Below are 19,280 nucleotides of genomic sequence, written 5' to 3'. Positions count from 1 at the left end.
ACGCTCCGTTTTTGTTTCTGATGTTTTTTTGGCTTTAAATGCATTCATGACCGCCATCACCTCCCCCGCCTATATCGGGCGTTTTGCCCCCACGCCCAGTGGCCACCTGCATTTCGGTTCGCTGGTCGCGGCACTGGCTTCGTACCTGGACGCCCGCTCAGTGGGTGGCCGCTGGCTGATGCGCATGGAAGACCTGGATCCGCCCCGTGAAGAACCCGGCGCCCAGGCGGCCATACTTAAGGCTTTGGAAAGCTACGGCTTCGAGTGGGATGGCGACCTGGTTCGCCAAAGCGATCGCCACGAGGCCTACGCCGAAGTGCTCAATCGCCTGTTCAATCAGGGCCTGGCCTACGCCTGTACCTGTTCGCGCAAACAGCTGGAGCCGTATCACGGGATTTATCCGGGGCTGTGCCGCAATGCCGGCCATGGCACTGATGGTGCGGCCATCCGCCTGCGCGTACCGGAACTGGAATATCACTTCCTCGACCGGGTGCAGGGTCAATACCGCCAACACCTGGGACGCGAAGTCGGCGATTTCGTGATCCGCCGCCGAGACGGGCTCTACGCCTATCAATTGGCCGTGGTCCTGGACGATGCCTGGCAGGGCATTACCGACATCGTTCGCGGTGCCGACCTGCTGGACTCCACACCCCGCCAACTCTACCTGCAAGAACTGCTCGGCCTGCCTCAACCCCGTTACCTGCATATCCCGCTGATTACCCAGCCAGACGGCAACAAACTCGGTAAATCCTACCGTTCGCCGCCGTTGACCGAAGATCAGGCAACGCCACTGTTGCTGCGGGCGTTACGCGCACTGGGACAGAAACCGGGAACCGAGCTGGCCTGCGCCACGCCACGGGAAGTGCTGGACTGGGGCATCGCCCACTGGGACGCCTTGTTGATCCCGCGCACACTGAGCCTGCCTGAGGCACAGCTACAGTGATCGTACTTGCAGTGGCGCGCCCATCCGTTACCATCGCCGCACGTTTTCGGGCACGGGCATAAAAAAGAGAGGCCGGGATGTACATCTATCGCTTGGTCCTGCTCCTGGTAGTGGGGATTTACCTGTTTTCCCCGGCCATCATGGATTGGTGGATCGACGCCACGGGCGCCTGGTATCGCCCTTATCTGCTCTGGCTGATCCTGATCGTCGTGACCTTCATCCTGCAGAGCCAAAAAGATGCCGATGAGCTTTAGCCTGACCCAGATGATCCTGATCAGCGCCGCCTACCTGGCGGTACTGTTCGGCGTGGCCTGGGTCAGCGAACGGGGCATGATCCCGCGGGCGATCATTCGCCACCCGCTGACCTACACCCTGTCGCTGGGGGTCTATGCCAGTGCCTGGGCCTTTTATGGCACCGTGGGCCTGGCCTATCAGTATGGCTACGGCTTCCTGTCCAGCTACCTGGGCGTTTCCGGCGCATTCCTGCTGGCGCCGGTGCTGCTGTATCCGATCCTGAAGATCACCCGCACCTATCAACTCTCGTCCCTGGCCGACCTGTTTGCGTTTCGCTTTCGCAGCACCTGGGCCGGCGCGCTGACCACGGTTTTCATGCTGGTCGGGGTTCTGCCCCTGCTGGCGCTGCAAATCCAGGCGGTCGCCGATTCCATCGGCATCCTCACCCGCGAGCCGGTACAGCATCGCGTGGCGCTGAGCTTCTGTGCCCTGATCACGTTGTTCACGATTTTCTTCGGCTCCCGGCACATCGCCACCCGGGAAAAACATGAAGGCCTGGTGTTTGCGATTGCCTTCGAGTCGGTGATCAAGTTGATCGCCCTGGGCGGCGTCGGCCTCTATGCGCTGTATGGTGTATTCGACGGCCCGCAACAGCTGGAGCTGTGGCTGCTGCAAAACCAGACCGCCCTCGCCGCGCTGCACACGCCATTGCAGGAAGGCCCTTGGCGCACGCTGCTGCTGGTGTTCTTCGCCTCGGCGATCGTCATGCCGCACATGTACCACATGACCTTCACCGAAAACCTCAATCCGCGCTCGCTGGTCAGCGCGAGCTGGGGCTTGCCGCTGTTCCTGTTGCTGATGAGCCTGGCGGTACCGCTGATTCTCTGGGCGGGCCTGAAACTCGGCGCCACCACCAACCCGGAATACTTCACCCTGGGTATCGGCATCGCTGCCAACAGCAAGGCCCTGGCATTGCTGGCCTATATCGGCGGCCTGTCCGCCGCCAGCGGCCTGATCATCGTCACCACCCTGGCCCTGTCCGGCATGGCCCTGAACCACCTGGTGCTGCCGCTCTACCAGCCACCGGCCGAAGGCAACATTTACCGCTGGTTGAAGTGGACCCGACGGGCCCTGATCGTCGCCATCATCATGGCTGGCTACGGCTTCTACCTGATGCTGGGTGCCGAGCAGGACCTGGCCAACCTCGGTATCGTCGCTTTCGTCGCCACCCTGCAGTTCCTGCCTGGCGTGCTGTCTGTACTGTATTGGCCGACCGCCAACCGTCGCGGCTTCATTGCCGGGCTGCTGGCGGGGATCCTGGTGTGGCTGGTGACCATGTTGTTACCGCTGGTCGGCAACCTGCAGGGCTTCTATATACCGTTGTTGAACATGATCTACGTGCTCGACGACACCAGTTGGCACATGGCCGCGATCGCCTCCCTGGCCGCCAACGTGCTGATGTTCACCCTGATTTCGCTGTTCACCAATGCCAGCACCGAAGAAGCCAGCGCCGCCGAAGCCTGCGCCGTGGACAACGTGCGCCGCCCGCAACGCCGGGAGCTGCATGCCGCCTCGCCCCAGGAGTTCGCCACCCAGCTGGCCAAACCGCTGGGTGCCAAGGCCGCGCAGAAGGAAGTCGAGCAGGCCCTGCGCGATCTCTACCTGCCCTTCGACGAACGGCGGCCGTACGCCCTGCGCCGCTTGCGCGACCGCATCGAAGCCAATCTCTCCGGCCTGATGGGACCGAGCGTGGCCCAGGACATGGTCGAGACGTTCCTGCCCTATAAGGCCGGCGGTGAAAACTATGTCACCGAAGACATCCACTTCATCGAAAGCCGCCTCGAGGACTACCACTCGCGCCTGACCGGCCTGGCCGCCGAACTCGATGCCCTGCGCCGTTATCATCGCCAGACCCTGCAGGAGTTGCCGATGGGCGTCTGCTCGCTGGCCAAGGACCAGGAAATCCTCATGTGGAACAAAGCCATGGAGGAACTGACCGGGATCGCCGCGCAGCGCGTGGTCGGTTCGCGCCTGAGCACCATTGCCGACCCGTGGAAAGCGCTGCTGCAAGGCTTCATCAACGTGCCGGATGAGCACTTGCACAAACAGCACCTGGCCCTCGACGGCCAGACCCGCTGGCTGAACCTGCACAAGGCGGCGATCGACGAGCCGCTCGCACCAGGCAACAGTGGCCTGGTACTACTGGTGGAAGACTTGACCGAAACCCAGATGCTCGAAGACAAACTGGTGCATTCCGAGCGCCTGGCCAGCATCGGTCGCCTGGCTGCGGGCGTGGCCCATGAAATCGGCAACCCGATCACCGGCATTGCCTGCCTGGCGCAGAACCTGCGCGAAGAGCGCGAGGAAGACGGCGAACTCAAGGAAATCAGCGGGCAGATCCTCGAACAGACCAAGCGCGTGTCGCGCATCGTGCAATCGTTGATGAGCTTCGCCCACGCCGGCAGCCACCAGCACAGCGACGAACCCGTTTGCCTGGCGGAAGTGGCGCAGGATGCCATCGGCCTGCTGGCCCTGAACCGGCGCAATTTCGAAGTGCAGTTCTACAACCTGTGCGATCCCGACCACTGGGTCGAAGGCGACCCGCAGCGGCTCGCCCAGGTATTGATCAACCTGCTCTCGAACGCCCGCGACGCCTCGCCCCCCGGCAGCGCGGTGCGGGTCAAAAGCGAAGCCGGCGAACACACGGTCGATCTGATCGTGGAAGACGAAGGCAGCGGAATTCCACAGAGCATCATGGACCGATTGTTCGAACCCTTCTTCACCACCAAGGACCCGGGTGAAGGTACCGGTCTGGGCCTTGCACTGGTCTATTCCATCGTTGAAGAGCATTATGGACAAATCACCATCGACAGCCCGGCTGATGTACAGAGCCAACGCGGCACCCGGATCCGGGTGACTTTACCGCGTCATGTCGAAGCGACGTCCGCTGTGAACTGAGACCGTCGAGAGTATCGAATCAATGCCGCACATTTTGATCGTCGAAGACGAAACCATTATCCGCTCCGCCTTGCGCCGCCTGCTGGAACGCAACCAGTACCAGGTCAGCGAAGCCGGTTCAGTGCAGGAAGCACAAGAACGCTTCACCATTCCCACGTTCGACCTGATCGTCAGTGACCTGCGCCTGCCGGGCGCGCCGGGCACCGAGTTGATCAAGCTGGGCCAGGGCACTCCGGTGCTGATCATGACCAGCTACGCCAGCCTGCGCTCGGCGGTGGACTCGATGAAGATGGGCGCGGTGGATTACATCGCCAAGCCTTTCGATCATGACGAAATGCTCCAGGCCGTCGCACGCATCCTGCGCGACCGGCAATCGGCGCAAGCCAGTGTCGAACCGGTTGCCGCCAAAGCCGGCAATGGCGCGGCAAAACCCGGTAGCGACAACAGCAACGGTGAAATCGGCATCATCGGCTCGTGCCCACCGATGCAGGACCTGTATGGCAAGATCCGCAAAGTTGCGCCGACCGACTCCAATGTCCTGATCCAGGGCGAATCAGGTACCGGTAAGGAACTGGTGGCGCGTGCCCTGCACAACCTCTCCAAGCGGGCCAAGGCGCCGATGATCTCGGTGAACTGCGCGGCCATTCCGGAAAGCCTGATCGAGTCGGAACTGTTCGGCCACGAGAAAGGCGCATTCACCGGCGCCAGCGCCGGCCGTGCCGGCCTGGTGGAAGCGGCGGATGGCGGCACCCTGTTCCTCGATGAAATCGGTGAGCTGCCACTGGAGGCCCAGGCGCGCCTGCTGCGCGTGTTGCAGGAAGGTGAAATTCGTCGAGTGGGCTCGGTCCAGTCGCAGAAAGTCGATGTGCGCCTGATCGCCGCGACCCACCGCGACCTCAAGAGCCTGGCGAAGATCGGCCAGTTCCGTGAAGACCTGTATTACCGACTCCACGTGATCGCCCTGAAACTGCCCGCCCTGCGCGAGCGCGGCGCGGACGTCAATGAAATCGCCAACGCCTTCCTGGCGCGCCAAAGCGCTCGGATCAACCGTACAGACCTGAGGTTCGCCACGGACGCCGAGCAAGCCATTCGTCACTACTCGTGGCCAGGCAACGTTCGCGAACTGGAAAACGCGGTCGAGCGGGCTGTCATCCTGAGCGAGAGCGCGGAAATTTCCGCCGAGCTGCTGGGCATCGACATCGAACTGGGTGACCTGGAAGACGACGAGTTCATCGGCCTGCCTCCGCAACAGGGCGGCGGCAATGCCGGCAACAACAATCATGAGCCGACCGAAGACCTGTCCCTGGAAGACTACTTCCAGCACTTCGTGCTTGAGCATCAGGATCACATGACCGAAACAGAGCTGGCGCGCAAACTCGGGGTCAGTCGCAAATGCCTGTGGGAACGCCGTCAGCGCCTGGGCATCCCACGGCGCAAAACCGGGGTGGCCAGCGAAAGCTGAACCCCACCTGTCTCATGTGCGGGTAACACATGATTTTGTGAAAAAACTGTTACCTCAGGTTTTTCACGTAACAGAAGCCGGGGCTTACGGTAACGAAGCCCCGGTTTTTTTTGGCCCTCATCTACCCCCTCCATCCGCCTAACCCCTTGTTTTACTGGGGTTCGCAAAAGTTGGCACGCACCCTGCTATATGTTTGGTACAAGAACAATAACAAGCAATGCACAAGACAATAAAAATAAGACGTATCGACTCACGCACAATAAAAACAAGACGGCGAGAGGCGCAGCTAACTGATTCTTTTGGAGAGGCGTTGTATTTGGGGCTTGCCCCACGACCAGGCCGAGAACAACAAAAAACTGTCTTAAGACAGAGCCTGAACTGGTTGGATCGCAAGATCACTGCAGCACAGCGACCAAAGCAATCCGTTTGCTCTTGGCTCCCGATTGGGAGGGTCATGAAGGAAAGCTTCATGGCGAGGGCACTCAACAAAAACAAGAAGCCCGAAACCAATAACAAAAATAGAGCATGCAACTACTTCTTGGGGAGCTTCGGCTCCCCTTGTAGTTTCTGTGATTTGCCTGCCCCGCCTCGCTCCTACAGCTCAAATCTGCTGTGTCCTACACCATCCCCCGACTAAATGCTAGAATCCCCGCCCATCATGCGGTCATTCTTCGTTTTTGGCCGAACATTCCTTCAAACAGTGCATCCCATGCTGAAGAAGCTGTTCCAGTCATTCCGTACTCCCGTGCGTCGTACGCAACACATTCGCAGCACGCCTGAAGTGCTCAACAGCGGTCAACATTCGCTGCAAAAGGGGCAATTCAGCCGTTACGCGGTGAACATCGTCGAACGCCTGCAGGGCGCCGGTTACCAGGCCTATCTGGTTGGCGGCTGTGTGCGTGACATGCTGCTCGGCATCACGCCGAAAGACTTCGACGTCGCCACCAGCGCCACCCCTGAACAGGTACGCGCCGAATTCCGTAACGCACGGATCATCGGCCGCCGGTTCAAACTGGTGCATATCCACTTTGGTCGCGAAATCATCGAAGTTGCGACCTTCCGCGCCAATCACCCGCAAAACGACGAAGAGGAAGATCAAAATCAATCCTCGCGAAACGAAAGCGGGCGCATCCTGCGCGATAACGTCTACGGGACCCTGGAAGAAGACGCGCAACGTCGCGACTTCACCATCAACGCCCTGTATTACGACCCGGTCAGCGAACGCATCCTCGATTACGCCAACGGCGTGCACGACATTCGCAACCAACTGATCCGCCTGATTGGCGACCCCAAGCAGCGCTACCAGGAAGATCCGGTGCGGATGCTGCGCGCCGTGCGGTTTGCCGCCAAGCTGAATTTCGGCATCGAAAAACACAGCGCCGCGCCTATCCGCGATCTCGCGCCCATGCTGCGCGAGATCCCGTCGGCCCGCCTGTTCGAAGAAGTGCTCAAGCTGTTCCTGTCCGGTCACGCGGCCGACACCTTTGAAATGCTGGTCGACCTGCAATTGTTCGATCCACTGTTCCCGGCCAGCGCCGAGGCCCTGGAATACAACCCGACCTACACCCACACCCTGATCAGCGAAGCCCTGATCAACACCGACCTGCGCATCAAGCAGAACAAACCGGTGACCCCGGCGTTCCTGTTTGCCGCCCTGCTCTGGCCTGCCCTGCCGGCACGCGTATTGCGTTTGCAGGACCGTGGCATGCCACCGATCCCGGCGATGCAGGAAGCTGCTCACGAACTGATTGCCGAGCAATGCCAGCGCATCGCGATCCCGAAACGCTTCACCCTGCCGATCCGCGAGATCTGGGACATGCAGGAGCGCCTGCCACGGCGCAGCGGCAAACGGGCCGACCTGCTGCTGGACAATCCACGATTCCGCGCTGGCTACGACTTCCTGCTGCTGCGCGAAAGCGCCGGCGAGCAGACCGATGGCCTGGGCGAATGGTGGACGGACTACCAGGATGCCAATGACAGCGAACGTCGCGACATGATTCGTGACCTCAGCGGCAAGGACGACGGCACCGGCGGCCCACGCAAACGTCGCCGCAGCGGCGGCTCCAAGCGCAAGCGCGCAGCGGACGCATCGAGTACCACGGGCGAGTAATCCATGGAACGCATCTACATCGGCATGGGCAGCAACCTGGCTGACCCCGCCGAACAACTGCGCAGCGCCGTAGAGGCGCTGGCACAGTTGCCGCACTCGGAGCTTGTCGGGGTTTCAGCCTTCTATCAAAGCGACTCGTTGCTGCCCGGCCAGCCGCGTTACACCAACGCAGTGGCCGCGCTCGACAGCACGCTGCCCCCCCTAGAGCTACTCGACGCCCTGCAGTCAATCGAGAACGGCCAGGGCCGCGAGCGCCTCGAGCGCTGGGGGCCGCGTACGCTGGATCTGGACATCCTGCTGTTCGGAGCCCGCCTGATCGACGAGCCTCGCCTGAGAGTCCCTCATTACCATATGCAGGAACGGGCATTCGTGCTGTATCCCCTGGCCGAACTGGCTCCCGCCGACTTGCGCCTTGCCGATGGCCGCACACTGGCCGACTTGCTCGCTTCGTGCCCGTTCGTCGGGCTGGAACGCCTCCCTTCGAGCTGACCAAGCCCCCCTGTGGGTGCGGGCTTGCTCCGGGCGGCGTTCCGACGAAAGCGGTGCATCAATCAACACAGATGTTGAATGTCAGGCCTCCTTCGCGAGCAAGCCCGCTCCCACATTGGATTGTGTTGCTCCTGCAGAATTTGCTGAAACGCATCAGTCAACCCGGTAACACCCCACGCGTAACAATGCGGTAACACACGCAATTGACTTCCCACGTTCTCCTCACGACTATAGGCGTCCCGCTGCCGTCACCGCGGCATCAAGGGCGCAATCCAGGCCTTAAAAGCACGACAAAAGACCGTGCGCCTGTATTCAACGAAGAATCACGCGCGTTACTCGCAGTAGTTTCCACAGCGCCTGAATGAGGAACTTTTCATGCCAGCCATCACCCTGACCACTCTGCAAGGTCTCAAGCAAAAAGGTGAAAAAATCACCATGCTGACCTGCTATGACGCGACCTTCGCCCACGCCTGCAACCAGGCCGGCGTCGAAGTGCTGCTGGTGGGCGACTCCCTCGGCATGGTTCTGCAAGGTCATGACAGCACCCTGCCGGTCACCACCGCCGAGATGGCTTACCACGTGGCCTGCGTCAAACGCGGTAACACCGACGCCCTGATCCTGGCCGACTTGCCGTTCATGGCCTACGCCACCACGGAACAGGCCATGACCAACAGTGCCCTGCTGATGCAGGCCGGCGCTCACATGGTCAAGATCGAAGGCGCGTTGTGGCTAGCGGACTCGATCCGCCTGCTGGCGGAACGAGGCATTCCGGTGTGTGCCCACATGGGCCTGACGCCGCAATCGGTGAACATCCTCGGCGGCTACAAAGTCCAGGGTCGCAACGAAAACCAGGCGCGGCAGATGCGTGCCGATGCGATTGCGTTGGAACAGGCCGGCGCGGCGATGCTGCTGCTCGAATGCGTACCCAGCGACCTGGCCGAAGAAATCACCCAGGCCGTGAGCATTCCGGTCATCGGGATTGGCGCCGGCCACCGCACCGACGGCCAGGTATTGGTCCTGCATGACATGCTGGGCCTGTCCATTACCGGACGCGTACCCAAGTTCGTGAAGAACTTCATGGCCGGCCAGGAAAGCATTCATGCGGCCTTGAGCGCTTACGTCACTGAAGTCAAAGCGGCGACTTTCCCAGGCATCGAACACGGATTCTCTGCATGAACACCGTCAAAACCGTACGCGAATTGCGGGCCGCCGTGGCCCGCGCCCGCAGTGAAGGCAAGCGCATCGGCTTTGTGCCGACCATGGGCAACCTGCACAGCGGTCATGTCGCGCTGATCACCAAGGCCACCCAACGGGTGGATTTCGTGGTCGCGAGCATTTTCGTCAACCCGCTGCAGTTCGGTGTTGGCGAAGACCTCGACAAATACCCGCGCACCCTCGCCGCCGATCAGGAAAAGCTGCTCGAGGCCGGTTGCGACCTGTTGTTCGCGCCAACCGTTGAAGAGATGTACCCCGACGGCATGGCCGGCCAGACCCGCGTCAGCGTCCCGCAGCTTTCCGAAGGCCTGTGCGGCGCCAGCCGTCCGGGGCATTTCGAAGGTGTGGCAACGGTGGTCAGCAAGCTGTTCAATATGGTCCAGCCGGACCTGGCGATCTTCGGCCAGAAGGACTATCAGCAACTGGCGGTGATTCGCGCGCTGGTGCATGACCTGAACATGCCGATCCAGATCATCGGCGAGCCGACGGTACGGGCGGCCGATGGCCTGGCTCTTTCGTCGCGCAATGGCTTCCTCGACGAGGATCAGCGCGCGGTGGCTCCAGTGGTGTATCGCACGCTGAGCGAGATCGCCGAATCGATCAAGCAAGGCGAGCGCGATTACCCGGCCCTGATCCGCACCAAGCTGCAACAGCTCGAAGCGGCGGGCCTGCGCCCCGACTACCTGGAAATTCGCCATGGGTTGAGCCTGCGCCCGGCAACCCCGGAAGATCGGGACCTGGTGATCCTGGTGGCGGCGTTCCTGGGGACGACGCGCCTGATCGACAACCTGCACCTGAACCTCGACACCCCCGCCTGACTCCCCCACGACCGCGCCGGTACAAAAAAGTACCGGTCGCAGGTCCGACAAAGCCAAGACAGATCGTCTCTCTGGGTTTACTGTTACCGGTCTGCGCTATTTAATCGTGTGCACGCAGGCTAACCGGGTTACCGCCAGTCAGTGGTCAGGACATTCCGGTATTTTCAGTGTCTTAAAGGCAGTTCAAGTAAAAGGAAACCCGCAGCGATGGCGTATTACCGCACCCCCCACGACGTGACCACCCTGCCCGCCTGGCAGGCGTTGAAAGACCACCGCCAGGCCATGCAGGATTTCAACATGCGCGAGGCCTTCAACGCCGACCCGCAGCGCTTCAACCAATTCACCCTGAGCAGCTGTGGCCTGTTTCTCGACTATTCGAAAAACCTGATCAACGCCCAGACCCGCGACCTGCTGGTGGGCCTGGCCGACGAAGTCGACCTCAAGGGCGCGATCAAATCGCTGTTCGATGGCGAAATCGTCAACGCCTCCGAAGGACGCCCCGCCCTGCACACCGCCTTGCGTCGCCCGGTCGGCGACAAGCTGTCGGTCAACGGCGTCAACGTGATGCCTGAAGTGCACAAGGTACTGAACCAGATCACCGACCTCGTGGGCCGTATCCACGACGGCCTGTGGCGCGGCTACTCCGAGAAGCCGATCACTGACGTGGTCAACATCGGCATCGGTGGTTCGTTCCTCGGTCCGGAACTGGTGTCCGAAGCCCTGCTGGCCTATGCCCAGAAAGGCGTGCGCTGCCACTACCTGGCAAACATCGATGGCAGCGAATTTCACGAACTGGCCATGAAGTTGCGCGCCGAGACCACGCTCTTCATCGTCTCGTCGAAATCCTTCAATACTCTCGAAACCCTGAAAAACGCTCAGGCCGCACGCGCCTGGTACCTGGCCCAGGGGGGCTCGGAAGCCGAGCTGCATCGCCACTTCATCGCGGTATCGAGCAACAACGCCGCCGCCGTGGCGTTTGGCATTCGCGAAGAGAACATCTTCCCGATGTGGGACTGGGTCGGCGGGCGTTACTCGCTGTGGTCGGCCATCGGCCTGCCGATTGCCTTGGCCATCGGCATGTCGAACTTCAAGGAATTGCTGTCCGGTGCCTACACCATGGACCAGCACTTCCTGAATACCCCGTTCGAACAGAACATGCCGGTGCTGCTCGCCTTGCTTGGTGTGTGGTACGGCAATTTCTGGGGCGCGCAAAGCCACGCGATCCTGCCGTACGATCACTACCTGCGTAACATCACCAAGCACTTGCAACAGCTGGACATGGAATCCAACGGCAAGAGCGTGCGCCAGGACGGTACGCCCGTCAGCACCGACACCGGCCCGGTGATCTGGGGTGGCGTGGGCTGCAACGGCCAGCACGCTTACCACCAGTTGCTGCACCAGGGCACCCAACTGATCCCGGCCGATTTCATCGTGCCGATCGTCAGCTTCAACCCGGTGGCCGACCATCACCAGTGGCTGTACGCCAACTGCCTGTCGCAAAGCCAGGCACTGATGCTCGGCAAGACCTTGGCCGAAGCGCAGGCCGAGCTGCGTGACAAAGGCATGAGCGAAGAGCAGGTGCAGAGCCTGGCGCCGCACAAGGTGATCCCGGGCAACCGTCCGAGCAACACCCTGGTGGTCGAGCGCATCAGCCCGCGGCGCCTGGGTGCGCTGGTGGCGATGTACGAACACAAAGTCTTCGTGCAAAGCGTGATCTGGGGCATCAATGCCTTCGACCAATGGGGCGTGGAGCTGGGCAAGGAACTGGGCAAAGGCGTCTACAACCGCCTGGTCGGCAGTGAGGAAACCCCGGCCGACGACGCATCCACCCAAGGCTTGATCAACTACTTCCGCGGGCGTCACCGCGGATGACTTGACGCTTGTACTAACCTTTGTAGGAGCTGGCTTGCCAGCGATTGCGGTGTGTCAGTCGACATAGGTATTGACTGATCCACCGCTTTCGCTGGCAAGCCAGCTCCTACGAGGGTCGCGCAGCTCCCCTCTTCGCCAAAACAAGAAGAAGGAACCGTCATGTTCGATATCAGCACGTTTCCCAAAGCCGATGCCGTGCGCCGGGCTGCTCAATTGAGTCAGGACGACTATCGCCGCCTGTACCGCGAATCCATCGAACACCCCAGCACCTTCTGGGCCGAACAAGCCACCCGCTTCCTCGACTGGAGCACACCGTGGCAGACCGTCCAGCGCTACGACCTGAAAACCGGTGAAGCCCACTGGTTTACCGGCGCAAAACTGAACGTCAGCTACAACTGCATTGACCGTCACCTGGCCACACGCGGCGATCAAACCGCGATCATCTGGGAAGGCGACGACCCCGCCGAATCCACCCAGATCACCTACAAGAAACTTCACCATTACGTCTGCCGCCTGGCCAACGTGCTCAAAAGCCGTGGCGTGAAAAAAGGCGACCGGGTGTGCATCTACATGCCGATGATCCCTGAAGCAGCCTATGCCATGCTCGCCTGTACGCGCATTGGCGCAGTGCATTCGGTGGTGTTCGGTGGATTCTCGCCGGATTCGCTGCGCGACCGGATCCTCGACGCCGACTGCCGCACAGTGATCACCGCCGATGAAGGCGTGCGCGGCGGCAAATTCGTACCGCTCAAGCACAATGTCGACAAGGCGCTGCAAAGCTGCCCGAATGTCAGCACCGTGGTCGTAGTCGAACGGACCCAGAACCCGGTGAACTGGGTCGAGGGCCGCGACCTCTGGTATCACCAGGCGCTGCGCGACGTCAGCGACGACTGCCCGCCCGAGCCGATGGACGCCGAAGACCCGCTGTTCATCCTCTACACCTCCGGCAGCACCGGTAAACCCAAGGGCGTGCTGCACACCACTGGCGGCTACCTGCTACAAGCGGCAATGACCTTCAAATATGTGCTGGACTACCGCGACGGTGAAGTTTTCTGGTGCACCGCCGATGTCGGCTGGGTCACCGGCCACAGCTACATCGTCTACGGTCCATTGGCCAATGGCGCCACCACCCTGATCTTCGAAGGCGTGCCGAGCTACCCGAGCACGTCGCGGTTCTGGCAGGTGATCGACAAGCACAAGGTGAACATCTTCTACACTGCCCCCACTGCGTTACGCGCGCTGATGCGCGAAGGTGCGCAGCCATTGAAGGAAACGTCCCGCGCCAGCTTGAGATTGCTCGGCACAGTCGGTGAGCCGATCAACCCGGAAGCCTGGGAGTGGTACTTCAATGTCGTCGGCGAACAACGCTGCCCTATCGTCGATACCTGGTGGCAGACCGAGACCGGCGGCATCATGCTCAGCCCGCTGGTCAGCGCGCAGCGGATCAAACCGGGCTGCGCGACACAACCGATGTTCGGCGTGCAACCGGTGTTGCTGGACGAGCATGGCAAGGAAATCAAAGGTGCCGGCAGCGGCGTGCTGGCGATCAAATCCAGCTGGCCGGCACAGATCCGCAGCGTCTACGGCGACCCGCAACGAATGGTCGACACCTACTTCAAACCCTACCCCGGCTACTACTTCACCGGCGATGGCGCTCGCCGCGACGAAGATGGCGACTACTGGATCACCGGGCGCATCGACGATGTCATCAACGTCTCCGGGCATCGTATCGGCACCGCCGAAGTGGAGAGCGCCCTGGTCGTGCATGACAACATCGCCGAAGCCGCCGTGGTCGGTTATCCCCATGACGTCAAGGGCCAGGGCATCTACGCCTTCGTCACCCCCATGAACGGCGTCGAGGCCAACGAAGAACTGAAAAAAGCCTTGCTAGCCCACGTCAGCAAGGAAATCGGCAGCTTCGCCAAGCCCGACCTGATCCAGTGGGCGCCGGCCTTGCCGAAAACCCGCTCAGGCAAGATCATGCGGCGCATCCTGCGCAAGATCGCCTGTAACGAACTGGACAGCCTGGGAGATACCTCGACCCTGGCTGACCCGAGCGTGGTCCAGGGCTTGATCGACAAGCGCTTGAACCAATAACGTACTGCTTCTGAAGTCAAAACCGGGACACCATGGAATACATTCGTACCCGCATCGAAACCCAGATCATGAGCCTGACCGGCCTGTCCCTGGGCAAGCTCGACCTGGAAAACCCCAAGGGCGACCCCGGGCTGTTCGGGCCGGATTCGGTGAGCTGGCAAGTCCACGGCGACTTCAGCAGCATGTTGATCGGCGGCATCAGCGCCCTGATGCTGCAGGCCCTGCACCCGCTTGCCCTGGCGGGTGTGTGGGACCATTCGAATTTTCGCGAGGACATGCTCGGTCGCCTGCGCCGCACCGGGCAATTCATCTCCGGCACCACCTTCGGTTCACGCCAGGACGCCGACTGGCTGATCGAGAAAGTGCGCACCATCCATCTGCAAGTGACCGGTACGGCACCGGACGGACGCCCCTATGCCGCCAGCGATCCCGAGCTGCTGACCTGGGTGCATGTGGCCGAGGTCAGCAACTTCCTCGCCGCCCACTTGCGCTACCGCAACCCTCGCTTGTCCCTGGCCGACCAGGATCGTTACTACGGCGAAATCGCTCTGGTAGCCGAACGCCTCGGCGCGCGCGAGGTGCCGCGTTCCCGTCAGGAAGTCTGCGATTACCTTGAACACATCCGCCCGCAACTGCTGTGCGACGAACGCAGTCGGGAAGTGCTGCGATTGTTGTTGAACGCCCCTTCCCCCAGCCGCCTGGCCAGACCATTCGGCGGTTTGATGATGCAGGCAGGAATCGATCTGCTGCCGGACTGGGCGAGTGACATGCTCGGCGTCCATCAAAGTCCGCTGCAACGCAAACTGATCCGCGCCAGCGTCAACCGCAGTGCGCCGATGCTGCGCTGGGCAGTGCGCAATGGCTCGGTGCAGCGTGCGAAAAGACGTATGGGCTTGTTGTAGGCGCGAGCCTGCTCGCGATGCTGTTAAACTCCCGCGCCCAATTCCACCTGCAAGGCGCCCGGCATGTCCTCCTTGAATCAGGCGCTGCGCGCCGCCCTTGAAAACCGCCAGGATCTGCTGGCCGAGTTGCACAGCCAGGGCACCGACTGCTATCGCCTGTTCCATGGCAGCCAGGAAGGCGCCGGCGGCCTGACGATCGACCGCTATGGCCCGCAACTGATGGTGCAGAGCTTCCACCAGTCGCTGGACCGCGAAGCGTTGCTGCAGTTGCACGAAATCGTCAATCAGCACTTGGGCTTTGAAACCCTGCTGGTCTACAACGACCGCTCCCGTGGCAACTCGCGCATCGACCGCGAAGACACCGTCTACCGCAACGACGACGCCGCGCTGCAAGACCTGGTGGGCCATGAATGGGGCCTCAATTACCGGGTGCGCGGGCGCCACGCCGGGCAAGACCCGCTGCTATTCCTCGACCTGCGCAACACCCGCGGCTGGGTCAAGGCCCACAGCCAGAACAAAAGCGTACTGAACCTGTTCGCCTACACCTGCGGGGTCGGCCTCAGCGCCGCCGCCGGTGGAGCCCGCGAGGTATGCAACCTGGACTTCGCCGAAGGCAACCTGGCGGTCGGTCGCGAGAATGGCCTGCTCAACCCGCAATTGCCGACCATGGAATTCATCCAGTCCGACTACTTCCCGGCCATTCGCCAGTTGGCCGGCCTGCCCATTAGCCAGCGTCGCGGGCAGAAACTGCCGAGCTATCAACGCCTGGAACAGCGTCAATACGACCTGGTGCTGCTCGATCCACCGGCCTGGGCCAAGAGTGCTTTCGGCACCGTCGACCTGCTGCGCGACTATCAGAGCCTGCTCAAGCCGGCGTTGCTGGCCACCGCCGACAATGGCGTGCTGATCTGCTGCAACAACCTGGCAAAAGTCAGCATGGACGACTGGCGTGAGCAGGTTTTGCGTTGCGCCGAGAAAGCCGGTCGGCCGGTACGGGAGTGGACCGTCATGAAACCAGGCGCCGACTTCCCGTCCATGGACCAGCAGCCACCGCTGAAAACCCTGATTTTGCAGTTCTGAAAGTCGCCGTTGTTTTCAGACAAATCCTGCAGGAAGTGACGACTTCGGAACCGAAATCGCGTGCCATACTCCAAGGCACTCCGATCCAGACAGATGAAGCCGCACATGTACAAAGGATTGATTCGCGCCATCGGCGCCTTGTTGACTGCTCTGGCCCTGTACAGTCTGCTGGGCTTTCTGATTTTGCCCGGCATCGCGTTGCGCGTTGCCAACCAACAACTGGCCAACTACGCCACGACGCCCGCCACCCTCCAGCGTATCGAACTCAACCCGTTCAGCCTTGAAGTGACCCTTTGGGGCCTGAACATCGGCGAGCCCGGCAAGGAACAGGTCGGCTTCCAACGCCTATACGCCAACCTGCAGCTCGACAGTCTCTGGACCAAGGCGCTGCACCTGTCCGACATCGAACTGGAAAAATCCACGACCGAAATCCTCTTCAGCAAGGACGGCAAGCTCAATCTGCGCGGGCTGTTCAAACTGCCAGCGAGTGAACCCACGCCGGCCGACCCGAATGCCAAGCCGTTCCCATTGCGCATCGACCGGATCAAACTGGCCGGCGGCGCCTTGCACTTCAAGGATGAGCGCCCCAGCGAACCGATCGAATTTCTCTACGACAAACTCGACTTCGAACTGAAAAATCTCAGCACCCTGCCCGAAGACAGCGCCGACATGGAGCTGGTCGCTATTGGCCCCAACGGTGGCCAGATCGACTGGACCGGCAACTTCAGCCTCATTCCGTTCGCCTCTGAAGGTAAGCTGAAAATTACCGACGGCAAGATGAAAGCCTTCTGGCCCTATGTTCGCGACGCCGTGCCCCTGGACCTCGAAAGCGGGGTGATGAGCCTCAGTACCGACTACAAACTCAGCCTGGCCAAGCAAACCGAACTGCTGCTAAACAACCTCTCTGTCAGCGTCGCGCCTTTCGCGATCAAGGCCCCGGACGGACGGCCGCTGGCGAAGCTCGAGCGTCTGGACATAAGCGAAACCACGGTGGACCTGGCCAAACAACAAGTGGTGGTCGGCAAGATCCGCAGCCACAAGCTGGAAACCTGGGCCGCACTGGAAGCCGATGGCCAACTCGACTGGCAGAAGCTGTTTGCCAGCCAACCGTCCAAGCCGGCGGCCAAGGCCAACGCCGAACCGCCGAGCACCCCGGCGGCGGCCGATTCGCCGAAACCTGAACCGGCAGTGCCGAGCAAACCCTGGCAAGTGCTGCTCACCGATGTGCAATTGCGCGATTACAAAGTGCATCTGGCGGACCGCAAGGCACAACCCCCCGTGGAAGTGGAACTGAGCCCGCTGAATCTCGACTTGCAGAAGTTCGACAGCCTCAATGGCTCGCCCTTCGCCCTCAAGCTCGACACCGGCGTGGGCAAACAAGGCAAGCTCACGGCCGATGGCGAGGTCAACCTGGCGCCGGTCAGCGCCAGGCTCAACGTACAGACCAAGGACATCGACTTGCGCGTCGCCCAGTCCTATATCAGTCCGTTCATTCGCCTGGAACTGCGCAGCGGCATGCTCGGCAGCGACCTGGCGGTCAATCTGAAAAGCACTGAGCCACTGGCCCTCAGCGTCACCGGCCGCGCCCAGGTCGATCAGTTGCACACCCTCGATACCCTCAAGACCCGCGACTTCCTCAAGTGGCAACAGTTGGTGGTCGAAGGCCTGAACTACCAGCACGGCGACAGCTTGTCGATCGACAAGATCAACCTGCTGCAACCCTATGCGCGCTTCATGATCAACGATGACCGGACCACCAACATCGATGATCTGCTGATCCCGCAACCGCCGGACGCCGGCGCCAAACCCGCCGCCAGCAAACCGGCCGCCAGCAAGGACAAGCCCCTGGGCATCCATATCGGCGGCATTGCCATCAACGACGGATCTGCGAACTTCGCCGACTTCAGCCTGACCCCTAACTTCGCCACTGCCATCCAGCAGCTCAACGGTTCGATCGGGACCATCGACAGCCGCCAGGCGAAACCGGCCAGTGTCGATATCAAGGGCAAGGTCGACCGTTACGCACCGGTGACCATCAAGGGCGCAGTCAACCCGTTCGACCCGATGGCCAGCCTCGACATCGCCACCAGTTTCAAACGCGTGGAACTGACCACGCTGACCCCCTACTCCGGCAAGTTCGCCGGTTATCGCATCCGCAAGGGCCGGCTCAACCTCGAACTGCATTACGTCATCGTCAAGGGCCAGCTCAAGGCTGAAAACAAAGTGGTGGTGGAGCAGTTGCAACTGGGCGAAAAAGTCGACAGCCCGGACGCCGTGAGCCTGCCACTGAAACTGGCGATTGCCCTGCTCAAGGACGTCGACGGCAAGATTTCCATCGAACTGCCGGTGAGCGGCGACCTGAACAATCCGCAGTTCAGCGTCATGCCGATTGTCTGGCAGACCCTGCGCAACCTGATCGTCAAGGCTGCCGCCGCACCGTTCAAACTCATCGGTGGCCTGGTGAGCGGAGGTGGTTCGCAAGACCTGGGTACCGTGTCATTCGCGCCGGGCTCGAGCGACCTGAGCAAGGACGCCGAAGCGGCACTGGTCAAACTGTCCCAGGCCCTCAAGGAACGCCCGGCCCTGCGCCTGGAAATCGAGGGCACCGCAGCCAAGAGCAGCGACGGCCCGCTGCTCGCCGAGCAACGCCTGGAACGGGAATACCAGTACAACTACTACAAAATGCTCCAGCGCCGTGGCGACAAGGTACCGGCGAAAGCGAGTCTGCTGGAGGTGCCCGACAGTGAGAAAGGTCCACTGCTGGAAGGGATCTACCGCACACGCCTGAAAGTCCAGCCACCCGTCGAATGGAAAGATCTGGGCAAAGAAGAACGCACCGCAAAAATGCGTGCGGACGTGATCCAGTTCTGGAGTACCAGCGAAGTACTGTTGCGTGAGCTGGGTCAGGAACGCGCCAGCAGCATCAAGGATTATCTGGTCGACAAGGGGCAGTTGGCCGATGATCGGGTGTACTTCATCGATGCCCAGTTGGGTGAAGCCGAGAAGGACGGCAAGGTCGTCACCCCAATGCACCTGGACGCTGAGTGAGGGTGTGGGAGCCAGCCTGCTGGCTCCCACAGTTGTTCCCCAGGCCCGAAAT

General features: G+C 61.3%; 13 protein-coding genes. All 13 read left to right on the top strand.

Annotated features, from left to right (window positions below; genetic code table 11):
- Positions 1-46: 46 nt before the first annotated feature.
- Positions 47-943 carry a tRNA glutamyl-Q(34) synthetase GluQRS gene (gene gluQRS / locus BKX96_RS26385; protein ID WP_077185866.1) on the top strand — a complete coding sequence of 299 codons (897 nt, stop codon included), beginning with the start codon at positions 47-49 and terminating at the stop codon, positions 941-943.
- Positions 944-1,020: 77 nt separating this feature from the next.
- A complete protein-coding gene (locus BKX96_RS32570; RefSeq protein WP_003176118.1) occupies positions 1,021-1,197 on the top strand; it encodes a hypothetical protein in 177 nt (58 codons plus the stop codon).
- Positions 1,181-4,135 (top strand): sensor histidine kinase, encoded by a 2,955-nt coding sequence (locus BKX96_RS26380; RefSeq protein WP_162488900.1) that lies wholly within the window; start codon positions 1,181-1,183, stop codon positions 4,133-4,135. The genes BKX96_RS32570 and BKX96_RS26380 overlap by 17 nt, the downstream gene beginning before the upstream one ends.
- A gap of 22 nt (positions 4,136-4,157) precedes the next feature.
- Positions 4,158-5,597 (top strand): sigma-54-dependent transcriptional regulator, encoded by a 1,440-nt coding sequence (locus BKX96_RS26375; protein ID WP_077185865.1) that lies wholly within the window; start codon positions 4,158-4,160, stop codon positions 5,595-5,597.
- A gap of 709 nt (positions 5,598-6,306) precedes the next feature.
- Entirely contained in the window at positions 6,307-7,707 is a 1,401-nt protein-coding gene (locus BKX96_RS26370; protein WP_046815677.1) for a polynucleotide adenylyltransferase PcnB, read from the top strand.
- Between the two features lie 3 nt (positions 7,708-7,710).
- On the top strand, positions 7,711-8,196 hold the full coding sequence (gene folK / locus BKX96_RS26365; RefSeq protein WP_046815678.1) for a 2-amino-4-hydroxy-6-hydroxymethyldihydropteridine diphosphokinase: 486 nt from the start codon (positions 7,711-7,713) through the stop codon (positions 8,194-8,196).
- A 375-nt stretch (positions 8,197-8,571) separates the two neighbouring features.
- A complete protein-coding gene (gene panB, locus BKX96_RS26360) occupies positions 8,572-9,372 on the top strand; it encodes a 3-methyl-2-oxobutanoate hydroxymethyltransferase (RefSeq protein ID WP_046815679.1) in 801 nt (266 codons plus the stop codon).
- A complete protein-coding gene (panC, locus tag BKX96_RS26355) occupies positions 9,369-10,229 on the top strand; it encodes a pantoate--beta-alanine ligase (protein WP_046815680.1) in 861 nt (286 codons plus the stop codon). The genes panB and panC overlap by 4 nt, the downstream gene beginning before the upstream one ends.
- A gap of 207 nt (positions 10,230-10,436) precedes the next feature.
- Positions 10,437-12,101, top strand: a complete 1,665-nt coding sequence (gene pgi, locus BKX96_RS26350) for a glucose-6-phosphate isomerase (protein ID WP_046815681.1) — start codon at positions 10,437-10,439, stop codon at positions 12,099-12,101.
- 159 nt (positions 12,102-12,260) lie between these two features.
- Positions 12,261-14,198: an acetate--CoA ligase gene (gene acs, locus BKX96_RS26345; protein ID WP_077185864.1), complete on the top strand. Its 1,938-nt coding sequence runs from the start codon at positions 12,261-12,263 to the stop codon at positions 14,196-14,198.
- A 32-nt stretch (positions 14,199-14,230) separates the two neighbouring features.
- Complete coding sequence (locus BKX96_RS26340; protein WP_077185863.1) at positions 14,231-15,100, top strand: oxygenase MpaB family protein; 870 nt, start codon at positions 14,231-14,233, stop codon at positions 15,098-15,100.
- Positions 15,101-15,163: 63 nt separating this feature from the next.
- Positions 15,164-16,180, top strand: coding sequence for a class I SAM-dependent rRNA methyltransferase (locus BKX96_RS26335; RefSeq protein ID WP_046815684.1), 1,017 nt, complete (start codon positions 15,164-15,166; stop codon positions 16,178-16,180).
- A 93-nt stretch (positions 16,181-16,273) separates the two neighbouring features.
- Positions 16,274-19,228: a DUF748 domain-containing protein gene (locus tag BKX96_RS26330; protein WP_077185862.1), complete on the top strand. Its 2,955-nt coding sequence runs from the start codon at positions 16,274-16,276 to the stop codon at positions 19,226-19,228.
- Positions 19,229-19,280: the final 52 nt, after the last annotated feature.

The organism is Pseudomonas putida, from assembly GCF_001976065.1.
GTDB classification, from domain to species: domain Bacteria; phylum Pseudomonadota; class Gammaproteobacteria; order Pseudomonadales; family Pseudomonadaceae; genus Aquipseudomonas; species Aquipseudomonas serbica.
The sequence above is the reverse complement of the archived record's forward strand: the minus strand, read 5'-3'. Positions and strand labels throughout refer to the sequence as shown.